The organism is Dickeya zeae NCPPB 2538 (assembly GCF_000406165.1).
In the GTDB taxonomy this organism is placed as follows: Bacteria; Pseudomonadota; Gammaproteobacteria; order Enterobacterales; family Enterobacteriaceae; genus Dickeya; species Dickeya zeae.
This window is the reverse complement of record NZ_CM001977.1, coordinates 1,913,104-1,931,224: the sequence shown is the minus strand read 5'-3', so window position 1 is coordinate 1,931,224 and position 18,121 is coordinate 1,913,104. Positions and strand designations below refer to the sequence as shown.

The window sequence follows — 18,121 nt, the reverse complement described above, 5'->3', positions numbered from 1 at the left end:
CACCATGAGCGCTTCCTCCTCTTCCGCCGTCAGCAGCCAGGCTTACCGGCACGATACCCGCAATGACGACGTGCAGGTGTACGTCAACGGCGAATTTGTGCATCGCTCGCGGGCGGTGGTGTCGGTATTTGATTCAGGTTACGTCTGCGGCGATGGCGTGTGGGAAGGTCTGCGGCTGGTCAATGGCCGCCTGATCTCCCTCGATGCCCATCTGGATCGCTTGCTGGCGGGTGCCGCCGCCATCCGGCTGGATATCGGCCATACCCGCGCGGAGCTAATCGACATTATGCAACGCACGCTGGTCATCAACGGCATGACCGACGGCGCGCACCTGCGGCTGATGATCACCCGCGGGCGTAAAAGCACCCCCAATCAGGACCCGCGCTTTATCCTCGGCGGCGCAACGGTGGTGTGCGTGGCGGAATACAAAGTGGTGGATGAAACGGCGAAGCTGCGCGGACTGGCGCTGTTCACCTCAAGCTATCGCACCAGCACGCCGGATGTGTTCGACCTGCGACTTAACTCCCACAGTCGCCTGAATCTGATTCAGGCGTTGTTACAAGCTCTCGACGCCGGGGCTGACGAAGCACTGATGCTGGACCCACACGGCTTTGTCGCCAGTTGTAACTCCACCAACTTTTTTATCGTACGGCGCGGCGAACTCTGGACCTCCAGCGGCCGCTATTGCTTTAACGGTATCACCCGCCAGACGGTTATCAATCTGGCGCGCGCCCACGGTCTGACGGTACGGGTGGATGATTTCACGCTGGCAGAAGCGATGACGGCCGACGAAGCCTTTGTCACTGGCACGCTGGCCGGCATTACGCCCGTGCGTAAGCTGGATGGGCGGGAGTTTGAGGCGGCGAACCGCACTGTCACTGAACAGATCAGACAGTGGTACCAGGCATTCATTGCAGGCTAACGATGCGGGAAACGGTGTTAGCGGGAAACGGCTTTCAGTACACACTACCGCCTTAGCGCCGTGCCCCGCTTATCATGTAGACGCTATGGTCTGTCTGGCTGCAATGCCAGCAGCCGGATGATGGTGTGCATCACCGCGTCGTCGTCATTGGAGCCGGTAATAAAGCGGGCGGCGGCCTTGGTTTCCTCAAACGCATTACGCATGGCGAAGCTATAGTCGCCACAACGCATCAGTTCAATGTCGTTCAACCCGTCGCCGAACACCATGGTTTCTTCCGCCGTTACCTGCAACATGTCCTGTAACCGCGCCACCGTGCTGCCTTTATGTACACCGACATCGGCGATATCTATCCAGGCGGCTTCAGACACCACGATATACGCGCGGGAGTCATAAGGCGTCAGATGAGTTCGAGTCTGATGACAACGCCCTTTTTCATCGAACAGGGTGATTTTGACAAAATCGTCCCGTACAACGTTGAAATCCGGCACCAGTCGGACGGTGGTGTAAGATTTTTTGACTTTCTCGATCATTGCCGGTGGCAGCGAGTCTTTCAGCACCGCCCCCTCTGGGGTGCAGGCGATAATCACATGTTCCCGATTCACCGCATCCAGCGTGGCGATCATCTCCTGGCCGAGCGCATTGTCGATCAGCGACTGGTAGACGTACTTACCCCGGTGTCGGATACGAGTGGCGCTATCACCCAGGATCCAGAAATCCGCCGCCGGTGCGCCGAACAGTTCTTCAACCCGGTCGCACTGCTTGCCAGTGCAGGGTGCAAACTGCACCTGTTTGCGCTGCATCAACGCTCTGACCTCGTCAAACAGTGGCCGATTGAACTCGCCATAGCGATTAAGAAACGTACCATCCAAATCGGTAATAATCAGCTTAATCATCACTCTACTCCATCCTGTGTCCAAGCCATTAGACCTTCACCGCTTTGGCACTCAGCCCAACCAGTGCCAGCAGGGTCGCCACCACCAGAAACGCGGCCGACAAACTGCTGTGATGCGCAATAAACCCGATACTTGCAGGCCCTGCTAATATTCCCAGATAACCCAGCGTGGTGACCGCAGGCACCGCCGCTGCCTGCGGCATGCTGGTCTGACGCCCGATGGCCGAGAACATAACCGGCACAATGTTGGAACACCCCAACCCAATCAGCGCATAACCGAGCAACGCGACCGACCAGTACGGAACCCACACCGCCAGCATCAGCCCGCTGACTGCCAGCGCAGCCCCGAGCATCACTACCGGCTGTGCACCCAGTCGGGTTATCACCCGATCACCGGTCAGACGACCGAGCGTCATGGTGGCGGCGAAACACGCAAAACCGAGCGCACCTTGCGCATCCGGCATGCCGCGGTATTCGGTCAGAAAGACCGCGCTCCAGTCCAGCACCGCGCCTTCCGCCAGGAACACCGCAAAGCAGATCAACCCCAGCACCAGTACCGTACCGCGGGGGATAGCAAACGCCGGGCCTTCCGGCGGATTGGCGTACCTCAGCAAACCGGCCAGATGCGTCAGCAATAACAGTACCATCACCACCACGCTGATCAGGCTCGCCACCAGCGGCGACAGCCCCAGCGACATCATGCCGCTCATCGCCCCGGCACCGACGATACCGCCAATGCTGTAAAACCCATGAAACCCGGACATCATGGCTTTACCTGAGGCCTTCTCCACCAAAATCGCCTGTACGTTCATCGCACAGTCGGTGGTACCAACCCCGATACCGAAGATCAGTAATGCCAGTGCCAGTAGCGCCGCACTCGGGATCACCGCCAGCCACGGCAAGATCAGGCAGAACAGCAATACCGCCAGCGAAATCACCTTACGGCAGCCAAAGCGCGTGGTCAGCATGCCGGTTAGCGGCATCGCCACCAGCGCGCCGCCCCCCAGACACAACAACAGCAGGCCTAGCATGCCGTCATCCACGGCGGTATTTAGCCGGGCGAACGGCACCAGCGCCGCCCAAACAGCCGTACCAAACCCGGCTAAAAAAAACATCACGCGCGTTGCACGTTGTTCGCGCCGTCCCGGTTCATCAAACAACGGGGCAGTTAAAGGTGAAAGCGTCTGGGAGTCCGTCAACGGTTGCATAAACGATATCGTCTCATGAGAAAGAAATAGACCAATGACCACTGCGACGCATGTGGCCTGTTAACGTGTTCGGCGTTACCCATTCAGGATCCGTAGCACATCTTCGTGTAAGCGTGGGCACCCCGTCGCCAGTATTTGCCCACCGGCTTCCGGCCGTGTGCCCTGCAAGGTGGTTACCACGCCACCAGCCTGCTCCACAATCGGGATGAACGCTGCAATATCATAAAGTTGCAGCGAATACTCCAGACAGATATCGATATGCCCGGCCGCCAGCATCGCCATCGCATAGCATTCACCACCGTAGCGGGTCATTAGCGTGCGCTCGGTGAGAGCCCGAAAGTGGACTTGCGGATGGCGTTCGATAGGTTCTGGCGATGTGGTGTGCAAAATAGCCTGTTCCAGCGACACGTTCTTGCGGGTTTCCAGTCGGCCTTCACCCTGTGGACCACGGTACCAGGCGTGCTCGCCATCCGTCCAAAAGGCTTCGCCGGTGAACGGCTGGCTCATCATCCCCATCACCGCACGTTCGCGATACAACAACCCAATTAGCGTGCCCCACACTGGCAGCCCACACAGGAACGGCCGGGTGCCATCGACCGGATCTAGCACCCACTGGATATCACCGCTGCCTGTTGCGCCAAACTCTTCCCCCATGATCGCATGATCCGGGTAGTGTTCGGTAATCAGCGCCCGAATCACCCGCTCCGCTTCCCGGTCAGCATCCGTCACCGGATCAAAACGAAACCCTTCTTTGGGTTTACTACCGACGTGCAGATTCTGCTGCGAACGAAAGCGCGGCAAGGTTTGCTGACTGGCAGCGTCAGCCAGACGATGGAAGAATGCGATATCGGGTAATGACTGACTCATGGTATTCACCCCTTACGATAGGCTGCACATCACCACTATTTGATTGACAATTCGGCGTCCCAGTGATTAATTTTGCTCGTTATGCTCGATTAAATTAATTATAAGGCTTGGTTATGCTCGATTATGCATCTTTTCCTGAACAACGACAATCGTTGATCCGAGATCGATTAGCGAAGGAAGGTCGGGTGGTTTGTACGTTACTGTCGCAAGAATTACAGGTATCGGAACACACCATCCGGCGTGATTTGCAGGAACTGGCGCGTGAAGGGATATGCAAGCGGGTATATGGTGGCGCGGTCAGCCTGGCACCGGCTGACGGGCATTTTATTACCCGGGCCACTGCCGACAGCGACGCGAAAGACCGGCTGGGGCAATCCTGCGCCGCGTTGATTCAGGCGAATCAGTGCGTATTTATCGATTCTGGCTCGACCAACCTCGCCATCGCCCGGGCGATCCCGCCTACGTTGCCCGTCACTGTCGTCACCAACTCGCCCGCTATCGCGCTGGAAATGATGAAATCCTCCCACGCGGAGGTGATTATGCTCGGTGGACGAGTACAGCCCCGCACCGGCGGCGTACTGGGTATCACACCGCAAAAGCAGCTGGAGAATATCTATTTCGATCTCTGTTTTCTGGGCGGTTGCGCACTGGATGCCAGCGAAGGGCTAACGGTGTTTGACTATGAAGACGCCGAGTTCAAGCACGCGGCGGTGGGCAAGAGCAACGAGGTTGTGGTGGCGATGACCTCGGACAAACTCCCGGCCATCGCCCGTTACCATGTCATCCCCTGTGAAGACATCGCCACACTGGTGGTGGAAGCGACCATCGAGCCAGATAAGCTCGCGCCTTTTCGCGACAAAAAAATGACTATACGGTTTGCCGACACGCCGTAAAACAGGCACAACCTGCACACGATGAGCTTCTCACTGATTTCTCGCTTAGCTATTATCGGGGCCACACACTGACAGCAACGGCCCCAGCCGCCATACACGATAAGGGCGCAACGACCAGTAGCGCTCAGCGCGTTCCCCTTCGTTAGCTTCATCATGCTGTTCCCAATGAATGGCAGCATCACCCTGAATCTGCAACAGATCACCACTCACCCAATCCAGGATCAATAGTGTGGCGCGGGGTTCAGCCAACAGGTTACCCAGTGTGTTCATATAACGGTTGCCGCGAAAATCAGGTATCCACAGTCGTCCATCCCGATAACGGATAAACCCAACTGGCCCCCCACGATGAGAAATATCCATGCCATTCCAACCATAGCTGGCGACAAAGGCGGTATCCGCACGCTGCAATACCTTCCTGACATCATCGTCAACACCGTCATGTACCTGACAAGTCGTCTCGGTGCCAACCAGCGGCATTAGACATCGCTGCCGGATATACTGCGGGCAGTTGCCAAAGCTCTCTCGCACCGCCAACCTGATCCCTTTTGCGTCCAGCGCGTCAATAACACCGTTCACCCGATTTCGACGCCGGGTCATAAAATCGATCCCCAGACCGCCTATCAAACCACCGACATGTAGAGCACTCGTCAGCGGATCTGACTCGGTTGGCATGGACCCAATAAGCAACTGGCGCGCATCCGGCGTTGATAAAAAGCCAGGTGTACCCGATAAGACCGTTGCCACCGGCCACCCATTCCGATCGCGGGTAGCAATAAAAAACAACCGTAACCCAGCGAAAAATTGTTGGTGCTGTATCGGCATCGCATCACGAATTGCAGCCGAAGAGACGGAAAAGCCTGCACGCTGTTGCGCACGACGTTCATCAGGGTGGAAGCTCATCATTACGCGCCCGGTTCCGGCAATGGTTCAAAGCCGGGTAACGCCTCCACTCGCGCCAGCCAGGACCTGATTGACGGCCAGGACGCCAATGTGATGCCGCCTTGCGGTGCCGCCGCGACATAAGCATAGCAAGCCAGGTCGGCGATAGTCGGCTGCTCACTCACCAGCCAGTCGCGCACCTGCAAGTGGGCGTCCATCTGAGGCAGGAAACGCTGCGCTACACGCACCGCGGAATCATAGTCTTCATCAACACCGAACAGCCGGATCAACCGCGCCGATGCCACACCATAACGAATCTCCCCAGCGGCTTTGCCCAGCCACTGGGAAATTTGCGCCGCAGTCTGCGGATCATCCGGCAACCAGTGGCTACCCGGCGCATAGCGTTTGACCAGATACACCATAATGGCAGCGCTGTCGGCCAGCGTGACCTCACCATCGACCAATACAGGAATCTGGCCGAATGGATTAAGACGTTTGAATTCTGCACCGGTACGCACGTCAGCAGGCGCAGGAATGACCTCATAAGGTAACGCCAGCATGTTCAGCAGCAGACACACACGATGGCAATGACCGGACAACGGCGTAGCATACAAATAACGGGACATGTTTTTTCTCCTGTGAAGTTCTGTTGCCAGACTACTTTTTCCTGGAGTAATGTGAATCCCTGCCAGATGAAATAGATAATTTCACTTTATGGAATAATAATGGACCGTCTTGATGAGCTGCTTATTTTTACTACCGTGGTCAGTCAAGGCAGTCTGAGTGCCGCGGCACGTCAGTTACGCCGCTCAGCCCCTGCCGTCACCCGCGCCATTGCGGCGCTGGAGAAGCGACTGGGCACGCGCTTACTGGAACGCACCACCCGCAAAATTGCCCCAACCCCAGCCGGTCTCCGGTTGGCAGAACGCGCCCGCATGCTGCTGGAGGATTATCAGGAGGCAGTACAAGAGTCTAACGAGAGCCAACTCCGCGGTATGTTACGTCTGACCGCACCGGTACAGTTCGGTCGTCGTCACGTCACACCAGTGGTGATGGCGTTTCTATCACAGCACCCGGATATCCAGATAGAACTACTGCTCAACGACCATAATCAGGACCTGATCGAGCAAGGTCTGGATATGGCGGTACGTATTGGCGACCTGAAAGACTCATCAATGGTGGCCCGCCAGGTCGGCAGTGTTAGCCGCATGCTGGCCGCCAGCCCGGCTTATCTTGCAGCACGGGGAACACCCGTACAGCCGTGCGATTTGGCTCACCATGATGTGATCGCCGGAGCGCTGCTGCCAGTCGTTGAGTGGCGCTTTGACGCACATGGGGCGATGGTCAAAGTCCCCATCTCTCCACGGTTGATCACCAATGACGTAGAAGCACAGTGTGTAGCGGCCCGTGCGGGTTATGGCATCGTTCGCTTGCTCAGTTACCAGTTGGAGGACGATTTTCGTGACGGCTCGCTGGTTCATCTGCTGCCGGAATGGGAACCTGCTCCTCTTCCGGTACAATTGGTTGCGCCGCATCGGGAGCTGATGCCTCGCCGGGTGAGGGCGTTCTGGGAGTTTGCCTGCGAGCGGTTGCAGGAAAGATTACAGGAAGGTAAAGGTATATGATGGCTGCGGCGAGTACCGTAGCCATCATCGCAGCAGAGGTCATATACCCATAGTCAACAATGGCGCTTATCCACTGCTGGAATCAATGCCCGCCGCGCAATTTCTCCGAACGACGACGCAGCACTTCCATCACCACCAACAGCACCAGCGCGGCTGCCACCATCATCGTCGCTGCGGCAGCGATAGTCGGGTCAAGGTTTTCGCGGATCCCGGCGAACATCTGCAATGGCAATGTACGCTGACGAGGACTGGCGAGAAACAGCGTCACAATCACCTCATCAAACGAGGTGGCGAACGCAAACAGTGCGCCAGAGAAAACGCCAGGGGCTATCAGCGGCAGGGTTACCCGACGAAACGCCAGCAACGGCGGCGCACCCAGGCTGGCGGCAGCACGAGTCAGGTTCTGATCGTAATTTTTCAGCACTGCGGTGACGGTAATCACCACAAATGGCACCCCCAACACCGCATGAGCCAGCACCAACCCGATGTAGCTATTGAGCAGTGACAGCTTGGCGAAGAAGAAGAACATCCCGACGGCCACGATCACCACCGGGGCGATCATCGGTGAAATCAGTACCGCCATCACCAATGACTTGCCGCGAAACTCACCGCGAACCAGTCCCACCGACGCCAGCACGCCCAATACGGTTGCCAGTATCGTCGCCAGCGGCGCGATCAGCAGGCTGTTGCCCAACGCACCAAGCCATTCGCTGGAATGGAAAAACTCCCGATACCAGCGCAGGGAAAATCCGGCCAACGGGTAGCTGAGAAACGACCCGGCATTAAACGACAGCGGTACAATCACCAGCACCGGCACGATCAGAAACAGCAACATCGCCGCGCCATAAAAATTGAAGAAGCCATTCCACATCCGCAACAGCTGCGATCCCTGTTGTCTCATTTCCTTCATCGGTTTCATCGCTTGCTCCTTCTTTTAACGCGCCGCCGCTTCGGCGTCGGTGCGGGTCACACGGATATACACCACATACAGCAGTACCACGATCACCAACAGTTGCGTCCCCAACGCGGCCGCCATTCCCCAGTTCATGGTGGTGTTGGTGAAAAACGCCACGAAATAACTGAGCATCTGGTCGCCAGGCCCGCCAAGCAACGCTGGCGTAATGTAGTAGCCGATCGCCATCATGAACACCAGCAACGCACCGGCCGTCACCCCGGCGTAAGTCTGTGGCACATACACCCGCCAGAACGCCAGAAACGGATGCGCACCCAGCGAAATCGCCGCCCGAACATAGTTAGGCGAAATACCTTTCATCACTGCATACAGCGGCAGCACAAAAAACGGCAACAGAATGTGGGTCATCGAGATATAGACACCGATGCGGTTAAACACCAGCACCAGCGGCTCATCAATAATGCCCAGACCTATCAGCGAACGGTTGATCAACCCACCGGATTGCAACAACACAATCCAACTGGCGGTGCGCACAATCAACGAAGTCCAGAATGGCAGCAACACCAGAATCATCAATAAATTGGCGCGGTTATCCGGCTGTTTTGCCAGCCAGTAAGCCAGCGGATAACCCAATGCCACACACAGCAGCGTGACGACACCGGCCATCAGCAGCGTGCGTATTAATACATCAACATACAGTGCCTGATCCGCCGGTTGCGCCACCACCTTATCGGTTTGTGGGTCGACCTTATGGTCAAACACCGCCAGCAGGTAATAGCTGGTAAACGGACTTGACGCTCGCTCGATGGTTTTCCAGGTGTTGAGTTCACCCCACATCGGCTGTTCGGCGATCAGTTGCTCACGCAGCCCCGGCTGTTCATCCGACGGCAGTTTACGCAGGGTACGGGTAATCAGTGTGCGGTACTGGCTATCTTCATACCCCAGCCGCTTGGTGATCGTGGCGACCTGCCCGGTACTACGGGCATTGCGCAGATCGCTCACCAGCGCGCGAAACACACTTTCATCCGGCACCGCTTTGCCAGGCCAATTCCGCATCGCCTCCACCGTCATCGGCATACTGACGCGCAAGTCCGGGTTAGACACGCTTTTGCCCAGAATCGACAGTATCGGGAACAGAAAACTGACCAGAATAAACAGGAATAGGGGTGCTATCAGCAACAGCGACCGTTTCTGATAGCGGGCCTGCGCCTGACGCAGTTGCTGTTTCAGACTGGTGCGAGCTTCCTGATTACCGACTGGCGGTTCAGCCTTCAACATCTCACTCTGGGACATAAGCGTGCTCTCCTTGTTCAATACCGGTTCAGGATTACTTCTGGGCAGCCCAGGCGTTGAAGCGCTGTTCCAGCTCTTCGCCGTGATCAATCCAGAATTCGGTATCGACCTGTACAGACTGCGCCAGGTTATCCGGGGCGGTTGGCAGGTTGTTGCTGATGGACGGGCTCAGTAACGCGGTGGTTTTGCTGTTGGTCGGCCCATAAGCGATGTTTTCAGCAAACACCTTCTGGTTTTCCGGCTGGTTGGCGAACGCGATAAACTGTTCAGCCAGCGCTTTATGCTTGGAGCCTTTTACAATCGCCCAGCTATCCAAATCGTACAGGCCATCTTTCCAGACGATATTGATGCCCGGTTTTTCTTTCTGCGCCACGGCTACGCGACCATTGTAGGCAGAGGTCATGACCACATCCCCAGCCACCAGCCACTGCAACGGCTGAGCACCGGATTCCCACCACTGAATATTGGATTTGATCTGATCGAGTTTTTTGAACGCGCGATCGACACCCGCCGGAGTCGCCAGCACGGTGTAGACATCTTCACGCTTCACGCCATCGGCCAACAAGGCGATTTCCAGCGTGAACTTGGCGCTCTTGCGTAGCGCGCGCTTGCCGGGGAAGTTTTTCACATCCCAGAAATCAGCCCAGCTTTTGGGGGCCTGCTGTAATTTATTGGCGTTGTAAGTCAGCACCGTGGACCAGACGAAAATCCCGGCACCGCATTCAGAGACGGCCCCTTTAACGAAATCGGCCTGATGACCCAGCTTTTGCCAGTCCAGCGGTTCAAACAGTCCCTCGTTACATCCACGCAGCAGTTCCGGACCTTCCACTTCCACCACATCCCAGCCAACCTGCCCTGTCTGCACCATTGCGCGGATACGAGCCATTTCACCATTGTATTCACCGGCTTCGATCGTGCCTTTGCCTGCGGCCTGGAACGGCTTATAAAACGCCTTATCCTGTGCATCTTTATTGGTGCCGCCAAAGGAAATCACGGTCAGATTATCAGCCCAGCTCTGGGAGGCCATGGCAACGAGCAGAGCGGATAGTGCAAATTTTTTCAACATGGTCTGGCTCCTAAAGAGAGTAGTCAACGTATGTCCATAAGGGGAAAACCCTTAATTTTTTTGATGTATGACATCATTCTGTATAGCAGTTTTCATGCCAGTTTCTATCGACTGGATTAAAAACTGCCGGATGGAGCCGTGGAAGTCCTACGCTGTGCAATCTGCACAGTGCTGGTGTTATTTTTAATCTGATAGCCTGTTTTTGACTGCGACAGCCGGTGGTTGATTTGCCTTGTTATGGTGCAATCGGTTAACGAGCTGCACCAGACTGGCCCGACCGTTCCTGACATGAACATCCTTGTTCATCCAACTGCATCCGTCGTCAGGCTGATGGGGTAAGGTCAACGCAGAGATATTTCATCTCCAGGTATTCCTCAATGCCGAAGCGTGAGCCTTCGCGTCCCAACCCCGACTGTTTTACCCCGCCAAACGGGGCGACTTCGTTAGAAATGAGGCCGGTATTAATGCCGACCATGCCGTACTCCAGCGCTTCCGGCACACGCCACTGGCGGATGGCATCACGGGTATAGACGTAGGCTGCCAGGCCAAACTCGGTGTCGTTCGCCATCGCCACCGCCTGCGCCTCATCGTCAAACGGGAACAACGGTGCCACCGGCCCGAATGTTTCCTCTCGCGCAAACCGCATCTCGCGCGTTACGCCACCTATCACCGTCGGCGTAAAGAACGTGCCGCCCAGCGCATGGCGTGAACCGCCGGTCAGCAACGTCGCCCCTTTGGCCAGGGCATCGCTAATATGCAATTCGACCTTGCCGACCGCGTCCTGATCAATCAGCGGGCCTTGCGTCACGCCGGGTTGCGTCCCCTCGCCCACGTTCAGTTTTTCCACTTCCTCCACCAGCCGTGCAGCCAGTGCCGGGTAGATACCCCGCTGAACATAAATGCGGTTGGCGCAAACACAGGTCTGCCCGCTGTTGCGGAACTTGGACGCCAGAATGCCTTTTATCGCCAGTTCCAGATCAGCGTCGTCAAACACGATGAACGGCGCGTTGCCACCCAGTTCCAGCGACAGTTTTTTCACCGTCGGCGCACTTTGCGCCATCAAAATGCGGCCAACTTCGGTAGACCCGGTAAAGCTCAGCTTGCGCACCACCGGGCTATCACACAGTACTTTACCCACCGAGGCGGCTTCGCCAGTCACCACCTGCAACACACCGGCAGGAATGCCCGCCTGTAGCGCCAGCTCCGCCAGCGCCAGTGCGGTGAACGGTGTCTGCTCCGCCGGTTTGACTATCATGGTGCACCCAGCCGCTAGCGCGGGTGCCGCTTTACGGGTAATCATTGCCGCCGGGAAGTTCCACGGCGTGATCGCTGCGCATACCCCGATGCCTTGCTTAATCACCAGCAGGCGTTGATTGGCCTGCGGCGACTGCAACACACTGCCTTCCACCCGCTTAGCCTCTTCAGCAAACCAGTCGATAAACGAATTAGCGTAAGCGATTTCCCCACGGGCTTCCGCCAGCGGTTTCCCCTGTTCAGCGGTGAGGATCGCCGCCAAATCGTCCTGATGCTCACGAATCAATTGCGCCCATGCCTGCATCAGTGCCGCACGCTCTTTACCGGTACGCTGACGCCACGCCACCAGCGCCTGCTCAGCCTGCGCAATCGCCAGTTGAGTCTGCTGCGCCGTAACCAGCGGAATGCTGCCCAGTTCATCACCGGTCGCCGGGTTGTTCACGCTCAGGCGAGCGCCGTTATGGCTGTCTTGCCACTCGTCGCCAATCAGACATTGCTGGCGGAATAACGCTTTATTTTTTAGTTGCATAGCTACCTTTTCGCTCACATCTCACTTCGCCAGAACCTGGGCCAGAATAGACAGTGCTTTACTGAACTGGGCATCCGGAATGGTCAGCGGATACAGAAAACGGATCACGTTGCCATGCGTACCGCAGGTCAGTAACAGCAGCCCTTGTTCCAGCGCCGCTTGCTGGTATTTTTTGGTGATTTCCGCGCTCGGTTTGCCGGTTTGCGGGTCATTAAACTCCACCGCCACCATCGAGCCGCGGGCACGGATATCGGCGATCGCCGGGTTAGCAGTTTTCGCCTGCTCCAGCGCTTCAACCAGTGTAGCGCCAAGGCGTTGGGCACGCTGGCACAGTTGTTCTTCTTCAATCACATCCAGCACGGCCAGTGCTGAGGCCACCGCCAGCGGGTTACCCGCATAAGTCCCACCCAGCCCGCCGGGGCCCGGTGCGTCCATCACCTCGGCACGCCCTACCACGCCGGAAATCGGGAAGCCGCCGCCCAGGCTTTTCGCCATGGTGATCAGGTCCGCTTTATCGTCGTAATACTCCATCGCGAACACCTTGCCGGTACGGGCAAAGCCGCTCTGTACTTCATCGGCAATCAGCAACATGCCGTATTTGTCACACAACTGGCGCACACCACTAATGAATTCCGGCGGTGCCACATTGAATCCCCCTTCGCCTTGTACCGGCTCCAGCAGAATGGCGGCGACCTGATCGGCACCGATATCGGTATGCAGAATGCGATCAATGCTCTCCAGCGCCTGTTCTACCGTAACGCCGTGTTGGGCATTCGGGTACAGCGCATGGAAAATGGACCCAGGGAACGGGCCGAAACCGGTGGAATACGGAGCCACTTTACCGGTCAACGTCAGGGTCAGCAGCGTACGGCCGTGGAACGCCGCACCAAAGGCAATCACGCCAGGGCGTTTGGTGTAAGCGCGAGCAATTTTCACTGCGTTTTCAACCGCCTCGGCCCCAGTGGTGAAGAAGGCCGTTTTGGCCGGGCCAGCGATCGGTGCCAGTGCATTCAGACGCTCCGCCAGCGCCACATAGCTGCCGTAAGGCACGATTTGATAGGCGGTGTGGGTGAATTTTTCCAGCTGCTCACGTACTGCCGCCAGCAATTTAGGGTGACGGTGGCCGGTGTTCAGTACCGCAATCCCGGCCGCAAAATCAATATACTCGCGCCCTTCAACATCCCACAGGGTGGCATTCTCTGCCTTGTCGGCATAGAAATCACACATCACACCCACGCCACGCGGCGTGGCGGCCAAACGACGTTGATTCAATTCGCTGTTACTCATTTTCCGCTCCGATTCGATGAACACACCACCCAATAAGGGTTGACGATTGACGTTACGATGTTGTTATTTATCTCCTGTATGGCCCTATAATCCAGAGCCAGTTTTTAATATTTAAAGGATCCACTTTGCGCTCACTACTGACCGATTTGCTGCTGCAGGGGCTGGAACGCCAGTTGGAAGGCACCCTCAACAAGCGGCTGTACGACACCATCCGCCTGGCGATTCTTTCCGGCGATATCGCGCCGGGACGGCGTTTACCTTCGTCACGCGACCTGGCGCAGCAGTTATCGCTATCGCGCAATACGGTGATCGCCGCCTTTGAACAACTGCTGGCGGAAGGCTATATCGAGACCCGTACCGGCAGCGGCAGTTACGTCACCGAACAGTTGCCAGACACCCATACGCCGGATATGCGCGACGATACGTTGTCGCCACTGCGCCCGGCCGTACAGGAAATTTCCCGACGGGGTATGCATCTGCTGGGGTATGCCGGTGCATCGGCCCGCCAGTGGGGGGCGTTCATGCCGGGCGTTCCGGATATCGCCAGCTTTCCGCATGACCTATGGCGGCGGCTGCAAACCCGCCTGTCCCGTCGCCTGAAGCCGGAACAGCTCTCTTATTCGCCGATCGGCGGTTGCCCGGAACTGCAACAAGCGTTGGTGGACTACTTGCGGGTGGCGCGTTCGGTGACCTGCACGCCGGAGCAAATCCTGATTACCGAAGGGACCCATCAGGCGATGGATCTGCTGGCCAAAATGTTGTGCAACCCAGGTGATTTGGCCTGGATTGAAGACCCCTGTTATTGGGGCATGCGCAATGTGTTGACCATCAATGGCCTGCGTGTCGCGCCAGTGGCGGTGGACGAACAAGGCATGGTGCCGCCGGACGATGTCTCGCCGCACTCGGTGCCCCGGTTGATTTGCGTTACGCCATCACATCAGTACCCATTAGGGGCGGTGATGAGCCTGGCCCGTCGCCAGCGGTTGCTGGCATTGGCGCAGGAGCACAACAGTTGGGTCATTGAAGACGATTACGATAGCGAATTCCGCTTTTCCGGCAGCCCGATTCCGGCCTTGCAAGGGCTCCAGACGCAACCGCCGGTTATCTACATCGGCACCTTCAGCAAAACACTCTATCCGGGGCTGCGAGTCAGTTACATGGTGCTGCCGCCACAACTGGCGCGAGAACTGAAAATAGCGCATGCCGAGCTGTACCGTGGTGGGCACCTGCTGACGCAACTGACGCTGAGCCAGTTCATCAGCGAAGGGCACTACGCCGCCCACATCCGACGTATGCGCCTGTTGTACGCCCGCCGTCGCGCGCTGTTGAGCGAATTGATCGTGCAGCATTTGGGGGATGACTACCTCGGCTATAACAGTAACGCCGGGCTACACCTGATTCTGCGCTTGCCCGACCCCATCGATGACGTGGTGCTGGCCACCCGTATTCTGCAACACGGCGTGATGGTCAAACCGCTTTCCAGTTACTACCTGCACCCAACGCATCAGCGCGGGCTGTTGCTCGGTTACGCCGGTGTCGATGAGGCTGAAATAGTACAGGCGTTTGACGTGATTCTTCGCTGTTTACGCGCGCTGGAAAAGCCACACGACTAAGGCCCCGATAGCCCCGCGCCCCTACTTGCCACCCTCCCCAACCGGTGGCAGTAGCCCTCCTCCAACCTCAGGTTTTCGCTCGCACCATTGCACAGCATTGGTGCTTTCGTTTAACAAAAAATCACCATTTTGATGCAATCTCAGCAAACAATGCACCATACTGTTCAGGCATCCTGTTTGTTGCACCAGTGTTAATGCTGTGCACTATGCACTATTAACACACCGGGTAATAGCCGAATATCCGCGTTCATCACGGTAACCGGCTGAACATCTGACGCCTCTTTTTTATTCCAAACCAATAAGAATAGTTTCTCAATTAAGTATCAGGCACGACTTATGCATAAGTCATTATCAGCATCGAGCTACGACACGTGAGAGAAGGGAAGAATGAAAACCTACGTCAGCTTCAAAAATATTCAAAAAACCTACGATGGCGATCGTCTGGTGGTCAAAAACCTGAATCTGGATATTCAGGAAGGTGAATTCCTGACCATGCTGGGCCCGTCCGGCTCCGGCAAAACCACCAGTCTGATGATGCTGGCCGGGTTTGAAACGCCTACGCAGGGTGAAATCCTGCTGCGTGACACCCCATTACACAACCTGCCGCCTCATCAACGTGGCATCGGCATGGTGTTTCAGAACTATGCGTTGTTTCCACACATGACGGTGGCGGAAAACCTGGCGTTTCCGCTGTCCATTCGCCGCCTGAACCGCAGTGACATCAAAGAGAAAGTGGACCGCGTGCTGGACCGCGTCAAACTGGCTAATCTGGCCGACCGTTACCCGGCGCAGATGTCGGGCGGCCAGCAGCAGCGCGTGGCACTGGCCAGAGCGCTGGTGTTTGAACCCCGGTTGGTGCTGATGGATGAACCCTTGGGCGCGCTGGACAAGCAACTTCGCGAACATATGCAATTGGAAATAAAGGAACTGCACCGGGCGTTAGAGCTTACCGTGGTGTACGTCACCCACGATCAGAGCGAAGCGATGACCATGTCAGACCGGGTCGCGGTGTTCAATGACGGCATCATCCAACAGATGGACAGCCCGAACGATATCTACGAACACCCGCAAAATACCTTCGTGGCGCAATTTATCGGTGAAAACAATACGCTGATTGCCACCCAATGCGGCAGCGACGGCAATTATTATCAGGCTCAACTGGATGATGGCACCGTCCTGCGCGCGCTGAAAGTGCGCCCCAGTTCACCGGGTAAAAAAATCCACCTGTGCATCCGCCCGGAGCGGGTAAAAGTTAACGCCAGCGTCCTGCCGGATGGTGCCCAGCAGGTTCGCGCCCATATCCAGCAATTTATCTATCTTGGCGATCACGTCCGCATGATGACCGAGGTGGCCGGGCAACCGCAATTTATGGTGAAACTGCCCGCCAGCGACGTTAATCCGAACTGGCAAATTGGCAGTGAAATCCACTTATCCTGGTTGCCGGAGCACCTGCGCGCACTGGATGTGGTCGTCGTGCAGTAAAATGCCACGGCTCGGCGTGGATCCCACCATCGATCAACGCCGAGCCGTTAATGTAGGCCGCTCAGTTAATCCGGATAGCTTACGTTTGGGTAGCGTGTCTTCGTTGGCTAAATCATCTTCGTTAAGTAAACCGTCTTCTTTGAGCAGATAGTCGTCTTTGATGTAGATAGTCGTCTGCCTAAAACCATGCCAAGATGATTACGCCACAGGCGGTGAGTGTTTCAGTGCTAACCACCCTGCCCTATACCCATTTTCACACACGGAGCGTCTTAGCCATGCCACATGTTGCCATCAAGTATTTTCCCCGCAATCTGCCAGAAACCGTCAAACAGGATTTGGCAAACGATATCAGCGACCTGCTCAAGAAGTACCTGAACGCGGAAGACAAGTCTATCTCGGTGGCGCTAACCGAAGTCACGCCAGATCGCTGGAAAGACACCGTTTACGATATCGAAATCGGTCCAGAACTGGATAACCTCACCAAAAAACCGGGCTATTCGATGTAACATCAACGCCTGAATGCGTTATCGGTAATAAAAGTCTTACTGATAATGCCACTGAGCGACTTCCGTTACCCGGTGTATTACAAGATTCGTGTGGACCCTGTGATGCACCGGGTAAAATCAAAGAGTGTTCATACTGAAGAGTTAGCTCACAACTCACTAATGTTCTTATCTTTTTTGCCGATATGTTCAAGCATGTTTTTTAGAGAATCATCGTCATGATGCGTAACATATTGTCGGCGTTTACTTTATTAGCTGTAGTTTCCATGTCTCATGCACAAGAAAAAGAGCCATATGAACAAGTGAAGCTATCCGTAATTGAGTCCTTAAAGCGGGGGGCTGGTTCTCCAGCAAGTTGTGACTTGCTCAGGGATGCTCTGGCAAAAGATCCTGAAAATGAGAAAAAAAAGAAAATGACGCTAGGGTTCTGTGATAGCGATATTGATTTCTCAAAGCCTGTTTCATTCTCTGAAATTTATCAACACGAATTTGAGAAACGTGCTTATGTGTGCGGTATTATCTCAGGAGAAACAAAGCTTGGCCGAAAAATAGGAGTTCGATTTATTTCAGCAGAACCATATCATCTGATAATAGGTACCAAGTATTCACGGCGTCCCCTTGCTTACGCAACAGATGACGATTTCGTAGTTTATGAATATCTGTCTCAACTCAGATCATTTAATGAACTCAACAAAAAATATTGCCAGTGAGCCATTACAGTAGCGAAAAAATATCAGCCATATTTTGGCTCCGACGCTCCGTAACACAAAGCAAACCTGCCTTTTACTGGCAGGTAGTGCGCCCGTAAATCCCCGCCCTCTTCGCGAATAGCGTGCCATATCGGATCTTTTTTGTGAGTATATCCCGCAACATGGACTTATCGAGGCTCAGATCG

General features: G+C 55.8%; 17 protein-coding genes. 7 read left to right on the top strand and 10 right to left on the bottom strand.

Annotated features, from left to right (window positions below; translation table 11 throughout):
- Window positions 1-4: 4 nt before the first annotated feature.
- Window positions 5-922: an aminotransferase class IV gene (locus DZE2538_RS08425; RefSeq protein ID WP_023639534.1), complete on the top strand. Its 918-nt coding sequence runs from the start codon at window positions 5-7 to the stop codon at window positions 920-922.
- An 83-nt stretch (window positions 923-1,005) separates the two neighbouring features.
- On the opposite strand, the gene DZE2538_RS08420 is transcribed toward DZE2538_RS08425, so the two are convergent.
- The 3 genes from DZE2538_RS08420 to hisN all read right to left on the bottom strand — a co-directional run bounded on the left by DZE2538_RS08420 (window position 1,006) and on the right by hisN (window position 3,889).
- Window positions 1,006-1,815, bottom strand: coding sequence for an HAD family hydrolase (locus tag DZE2538_RS08420; RefSeq protein WP_038916087.1), 810 nt, complete (start codon window positions 1,813-1,815; stop codon window positions 1,006-1,008).
- Window positions 1,816-1,843: 28 nt separating this feature from the next.
- On the bottom strand, window positions 1,844-3,022 hold the full coding sequence (locus DZE2538_RS08415) for an MFS transporter (protein ID WP_050568667.1): 1,179 nt from the start codon (window positions 3,020-3,022) through the stop codon (window positions 1,844-1,846).
- 75 nt (window positions 3,023-3,097) lie between these two features.
- The gene (gene hisN / locus DZE2538_RS08410) at window positions 3,098-3,889 is read right to left on the bottom strand and encodes a histidinol-phosphatase (protein WP_038916086.1); all 792 of its coding nucleotides are present in this window, start codon (window positions 3,887-3,889) and stop codon (window positions 3,098-3,100) included.
- Between the two features lie 113 nt (window positions 3,890-4,002).
- Here hisN and DZE2538_RS08405 point away from each other — a divergent pair, with 113 nt between their 5' ends.
- The gene (locus tag DZE2538_RS08405) at window positions 4,003-4,782 is read left to right on the top strand and encodes a DeoR/GlpR family DNA-binding transcription regulator (protein ID WP_038916084.1); all 780 of its coding nucleotides are present in this window, start codon (window positions 4,003-4,005) and stop codon (window positions 4,780-4,782) included.
- A 45-nt stretch (window positions 4,783-4,827) separates the two neighbouring features.
- Here the strand turns inward: DZE2538_RS08405 and DZE2538_RS08400 are convergent, their stop codons facing one another.
- The gene (locus DZE2538_RS08400) at window positions 4,828-5,685 is read right to left on the bottom strand and encodes a pyridoxamine 5'-phosphate oxidase family protein (protein WP_038916083.1); all 858 of its coding nucleotides are present in this window, start codon (window positions 5,683-5,685) and stop codon (window positions 4,828-4,830) included.
- Window positions 5,685-6,287 (bottom strand): glutathione S-transferase, encoded by a 603-nt coding sequence (locus tag DZE2538_RS08395; RefSeq protein WP_038916082.1) that lies wholly within the window; start codon window positions 6,285-6,287, stop codon window positions 5,685-5,687. Before DZE2538_RS08395 ends, DZE2538_RS08400 begins: the two co-directional genes overlap by 1 nt.
- Window positions 6,288-6,386: 99 nt before the next feature.
- Between DZE2538_RS08395 and DZE2538_RS08390 the strand changes: the two genes are divergently transcribed.
- Complete coding sequence (locus DZE2538_RS08390; protein WP_038916081.1) at window positions 6,387-7,286, top strand: LysR family transcriptional regulator; 900 nt, start codon at window positions 6,387-6,389, stop codon at window positions 7,284-7,286.
- Between the two features lie 82 nt (window positions 7,287-7,368).
- On the opposite strand, the gene DZE2538_RS08385 is transcribed toward DZE2538_RS08390, so the two are convergent.
- From DZE2538_RS08385 to DZE2538_RS08365, 5 genes are all read right to left on the bottom strand, one after another.
- Entirely contained in the window at window positions 7,369-8,187 is an 819-nt protein-coding gene (locus DZE2538_RS08385) for an ABC transporter permease (RefSeq protein WP_023639526.1), read from the bottom strand.
- Window positions 8,188-8,220: 33 nt separating this feature from the next.
- Window positions 8,221-9,492: an ABC transporter permease gene (locus tag DZE2538_RS08380; protein WP_038916080.1), complete on the bottom strand. Its 1,272-nt coding sequence runs from the start codon at window positions 9,490-9,492 to the stop codon at window positions 8,221-8,223.
- Between the two features lie 34 nt (window positions 9,493-9,526).
- Window positions 9,527-10,558, bottom strand: a complete 1,032-nt coding sequence (locus tag DZE2538_RS08375; RefSeq protein WP_023639525.1) for an ABC transporter substrate-binding protein — start codon at window positions 10,556-10,558, stop codon at window positions 9,527-9,529.
- A 322-nt stretch (window positions 10,559-10,880) separates the two neighbouring features.
- The gene (locus tag DZE2538_RS08370) at window positions 10,881-12,341 is read right to left on the bottom strand and encodes an NAD-dependent succinate-semialdehyde dehydrogenase (RefSeq protein ID WP_038913850.1); all 1,461 of its coding nucleotides are present in this window, start codon (window positions 12,339-12,341) and stop codon (window positions 10,881-10,883) included.
- A 21-nt stretch (window positions 12,342-12,362) separates the two neighbouring features.
- The gene (locus tag DZE2538_RS08365) at window positions 12,363-13,628 is read right to left on the bottom strand and encodes a 4-aminobutyrate--2-oxoglutarate transaminase (protein WP_023639523.1); all 1,266 of its coding nucleotides are present in this window, start codon (window positions 13,626-13,628) and stop codon (window positions 12,363-12,365) included.
- A 125-nt stretch (window positions 13,629-13,753) separates the two neighbouring features.
- On the opposite strand from DZE2538_RS08365, the gene pdxR reads away from it, so the two are divergent.
- The 4 genes from pdxR to DZE2538_RS08345 all read left to right on the top strand — a co-directional run bounded on the left by pdxR (window position 13,754) and on the right by DZE2538_RS08345 (window position 17,936).
- Window positions 13,754-15,241, top strand: coding sequence for a MocR-like pyridoxine biosynthesis transcription factor PdxR (gene pdxR / locus DZE2538_RS08360; RefSeq protein ID WP_019845968.1), 1,488 nt, complete (start codon window positions 13,754-13,756; stop codon window positions 15,239-15,241).
- Window positions 15,242-15,628: 387 nt separating this feature from the next.
- Window positions 15,629-16,723 carry an ABC transporter ATP-binding protein gene (locus tag DZE2538_RS08355; protein ID WP_023639522.1) on the top strand — a complete coding sequence of 365 codons (1,095 nt, stop codon included), beginning with the start codon at window positions 15,629-15,631 and terminating at the stop codon, window positions 16,721-16,723.
- A 275-nt stretch (window positions 16,724-16,998) separates the two neighbouring features.
- A complete protein-coding gene (pptA, locus tag DZE2538_RS08350; protein ID WP_012884527.1) occupies window positions 16,999-17,229 on the top strand; it encodes a tautomerase PptA in 231 nt (76 codons plus the stop codon).
- Window positions 17,230-17,444: 215 nt separating this feature from the next.
- Window positions 17,445-17,936, top strand: a complete 492-nt coding sequence (locus DZE2538_RS08345) for a hypothetical protein (protein ID WP_050563657.1) — start codon at window positions 17,445-17,447, stop codon at window positions 17,934-17,936.
- Window positions 17,937-18,121 lie beyond the last annotated feature (185 nt).

Bases quoted from the DNA above. Each gene is read 5' to 3' on its own strand.
- DZE2538_RS08425 (WP_023639534.1), top strand. From the start codon at position 5: ATGAGCGCTTCCTCCTCTTCCGCCGTCAGCAGCCAGGCTTACCGGCAC.
- DZE2538_RS08420 (WP_038916087.1), bottom strand. From the start codon at position 1,815: ATGATTAAGCTGATTATTACCGATTTGGATGGTACGTTTCTTAATCGC.
- DZE2538_RS08415 (WP_050568667.1), bottom strand. From the start codon at position 3,022: ATGCAACCGTTGACGGACTCCCAGACGCTTTCACCTTTAACTGCCCCG.
- hisN (WP_038916086.1), bottom strand. From the start codon at position 3,889: ATGAGTCAGTCATTACCCGATATCGCATTCTTCCATCGTCTGGCTGAC.
- DZE2538_RS08405 (WP_038916084.1), top strand. From the start codon at position 4,003: ATGCTCGATTATGCATCTTTTCCTGAACAACGACAATCGTTGATCCGA.
- DZE2538_RS08400 (WP_038916083.1), bottom strand. From the start codon at position 5,685: ATGATGAGCTTCCACCCTGATGAACGTCGTGCGCAACAGCGTGCAGGC.
- DZE2538_RS08395 (WP_038916082.1), bottom strand. From the start codon at position 6,287: ATGTCCCGTTATTTGTATGCTACGCCGTTGTCCGGTCATTGCCATCGT.
- DZE2538_RS08390 (WP_038916081.1), top strand. From the start codon at position 6,387: ATGGACCGTCTTGATGAGCTGCTTATTTTTACTACCGTGGTCAGTCAA.
- DZE2538_RS08385 (WP_023639526.1), bottom strand. From the start codon at position 8,187: ATGAGACAACAGGGATCGCAGCTGTTGCGGATGTGGAATGGCTTCTTC.
- DZE2538_RS08380 (WP_038916080.1), bottom strand. From the start codon at position 9,492: ATGTCCCAGAGTGAGATGTTGAAGGCTGAACCGCCAGTCGGTAATCAG.
- DZE2538_RS08375 (WP_023639525.1), bottom strand. From the start codon at position 10,558: ATGTTGAAAAAATTTGCACTATCCGCTCTGCTCGTTGCCATGGCCTCC.
- DZE2538_RS08370 (WP_038913850.1), bottom strand. From the start codon at position 12,341: ATGCAACTAAAAAATAAAGCGTTATTCCGCCAGCAATGTCTGATTGGC.
- DZE2538_RS08365 (WP_023639523.1), bottom strand. From the start codon at position 13,628: ATGAGTAACAGCGAATTGAATCAACGTCGTTTGGCCGCCACGCCGCGT.
- DZE2538_RS08355 (WP_023639522.1), top strand. From the start codon at position 15,629: ATGAAAACCTACGTCAGCTTCAAAAATATTCAAAAAACCTACGATGGC.
- pptA (WP_012884527.1), top strand. From the start codon at position 16,999: ATGCCACATGTTGCCATCAAGTATTTTCCCCGCAATCTGCCAGAAACC.
- DZE2538_RS08345 (WP_050563657.1), top strand. From the start codon at position 17,445: ATGATGCGTAACATATTGTCGGCGTTTACTTTATTAGCTGTAGTTTCC.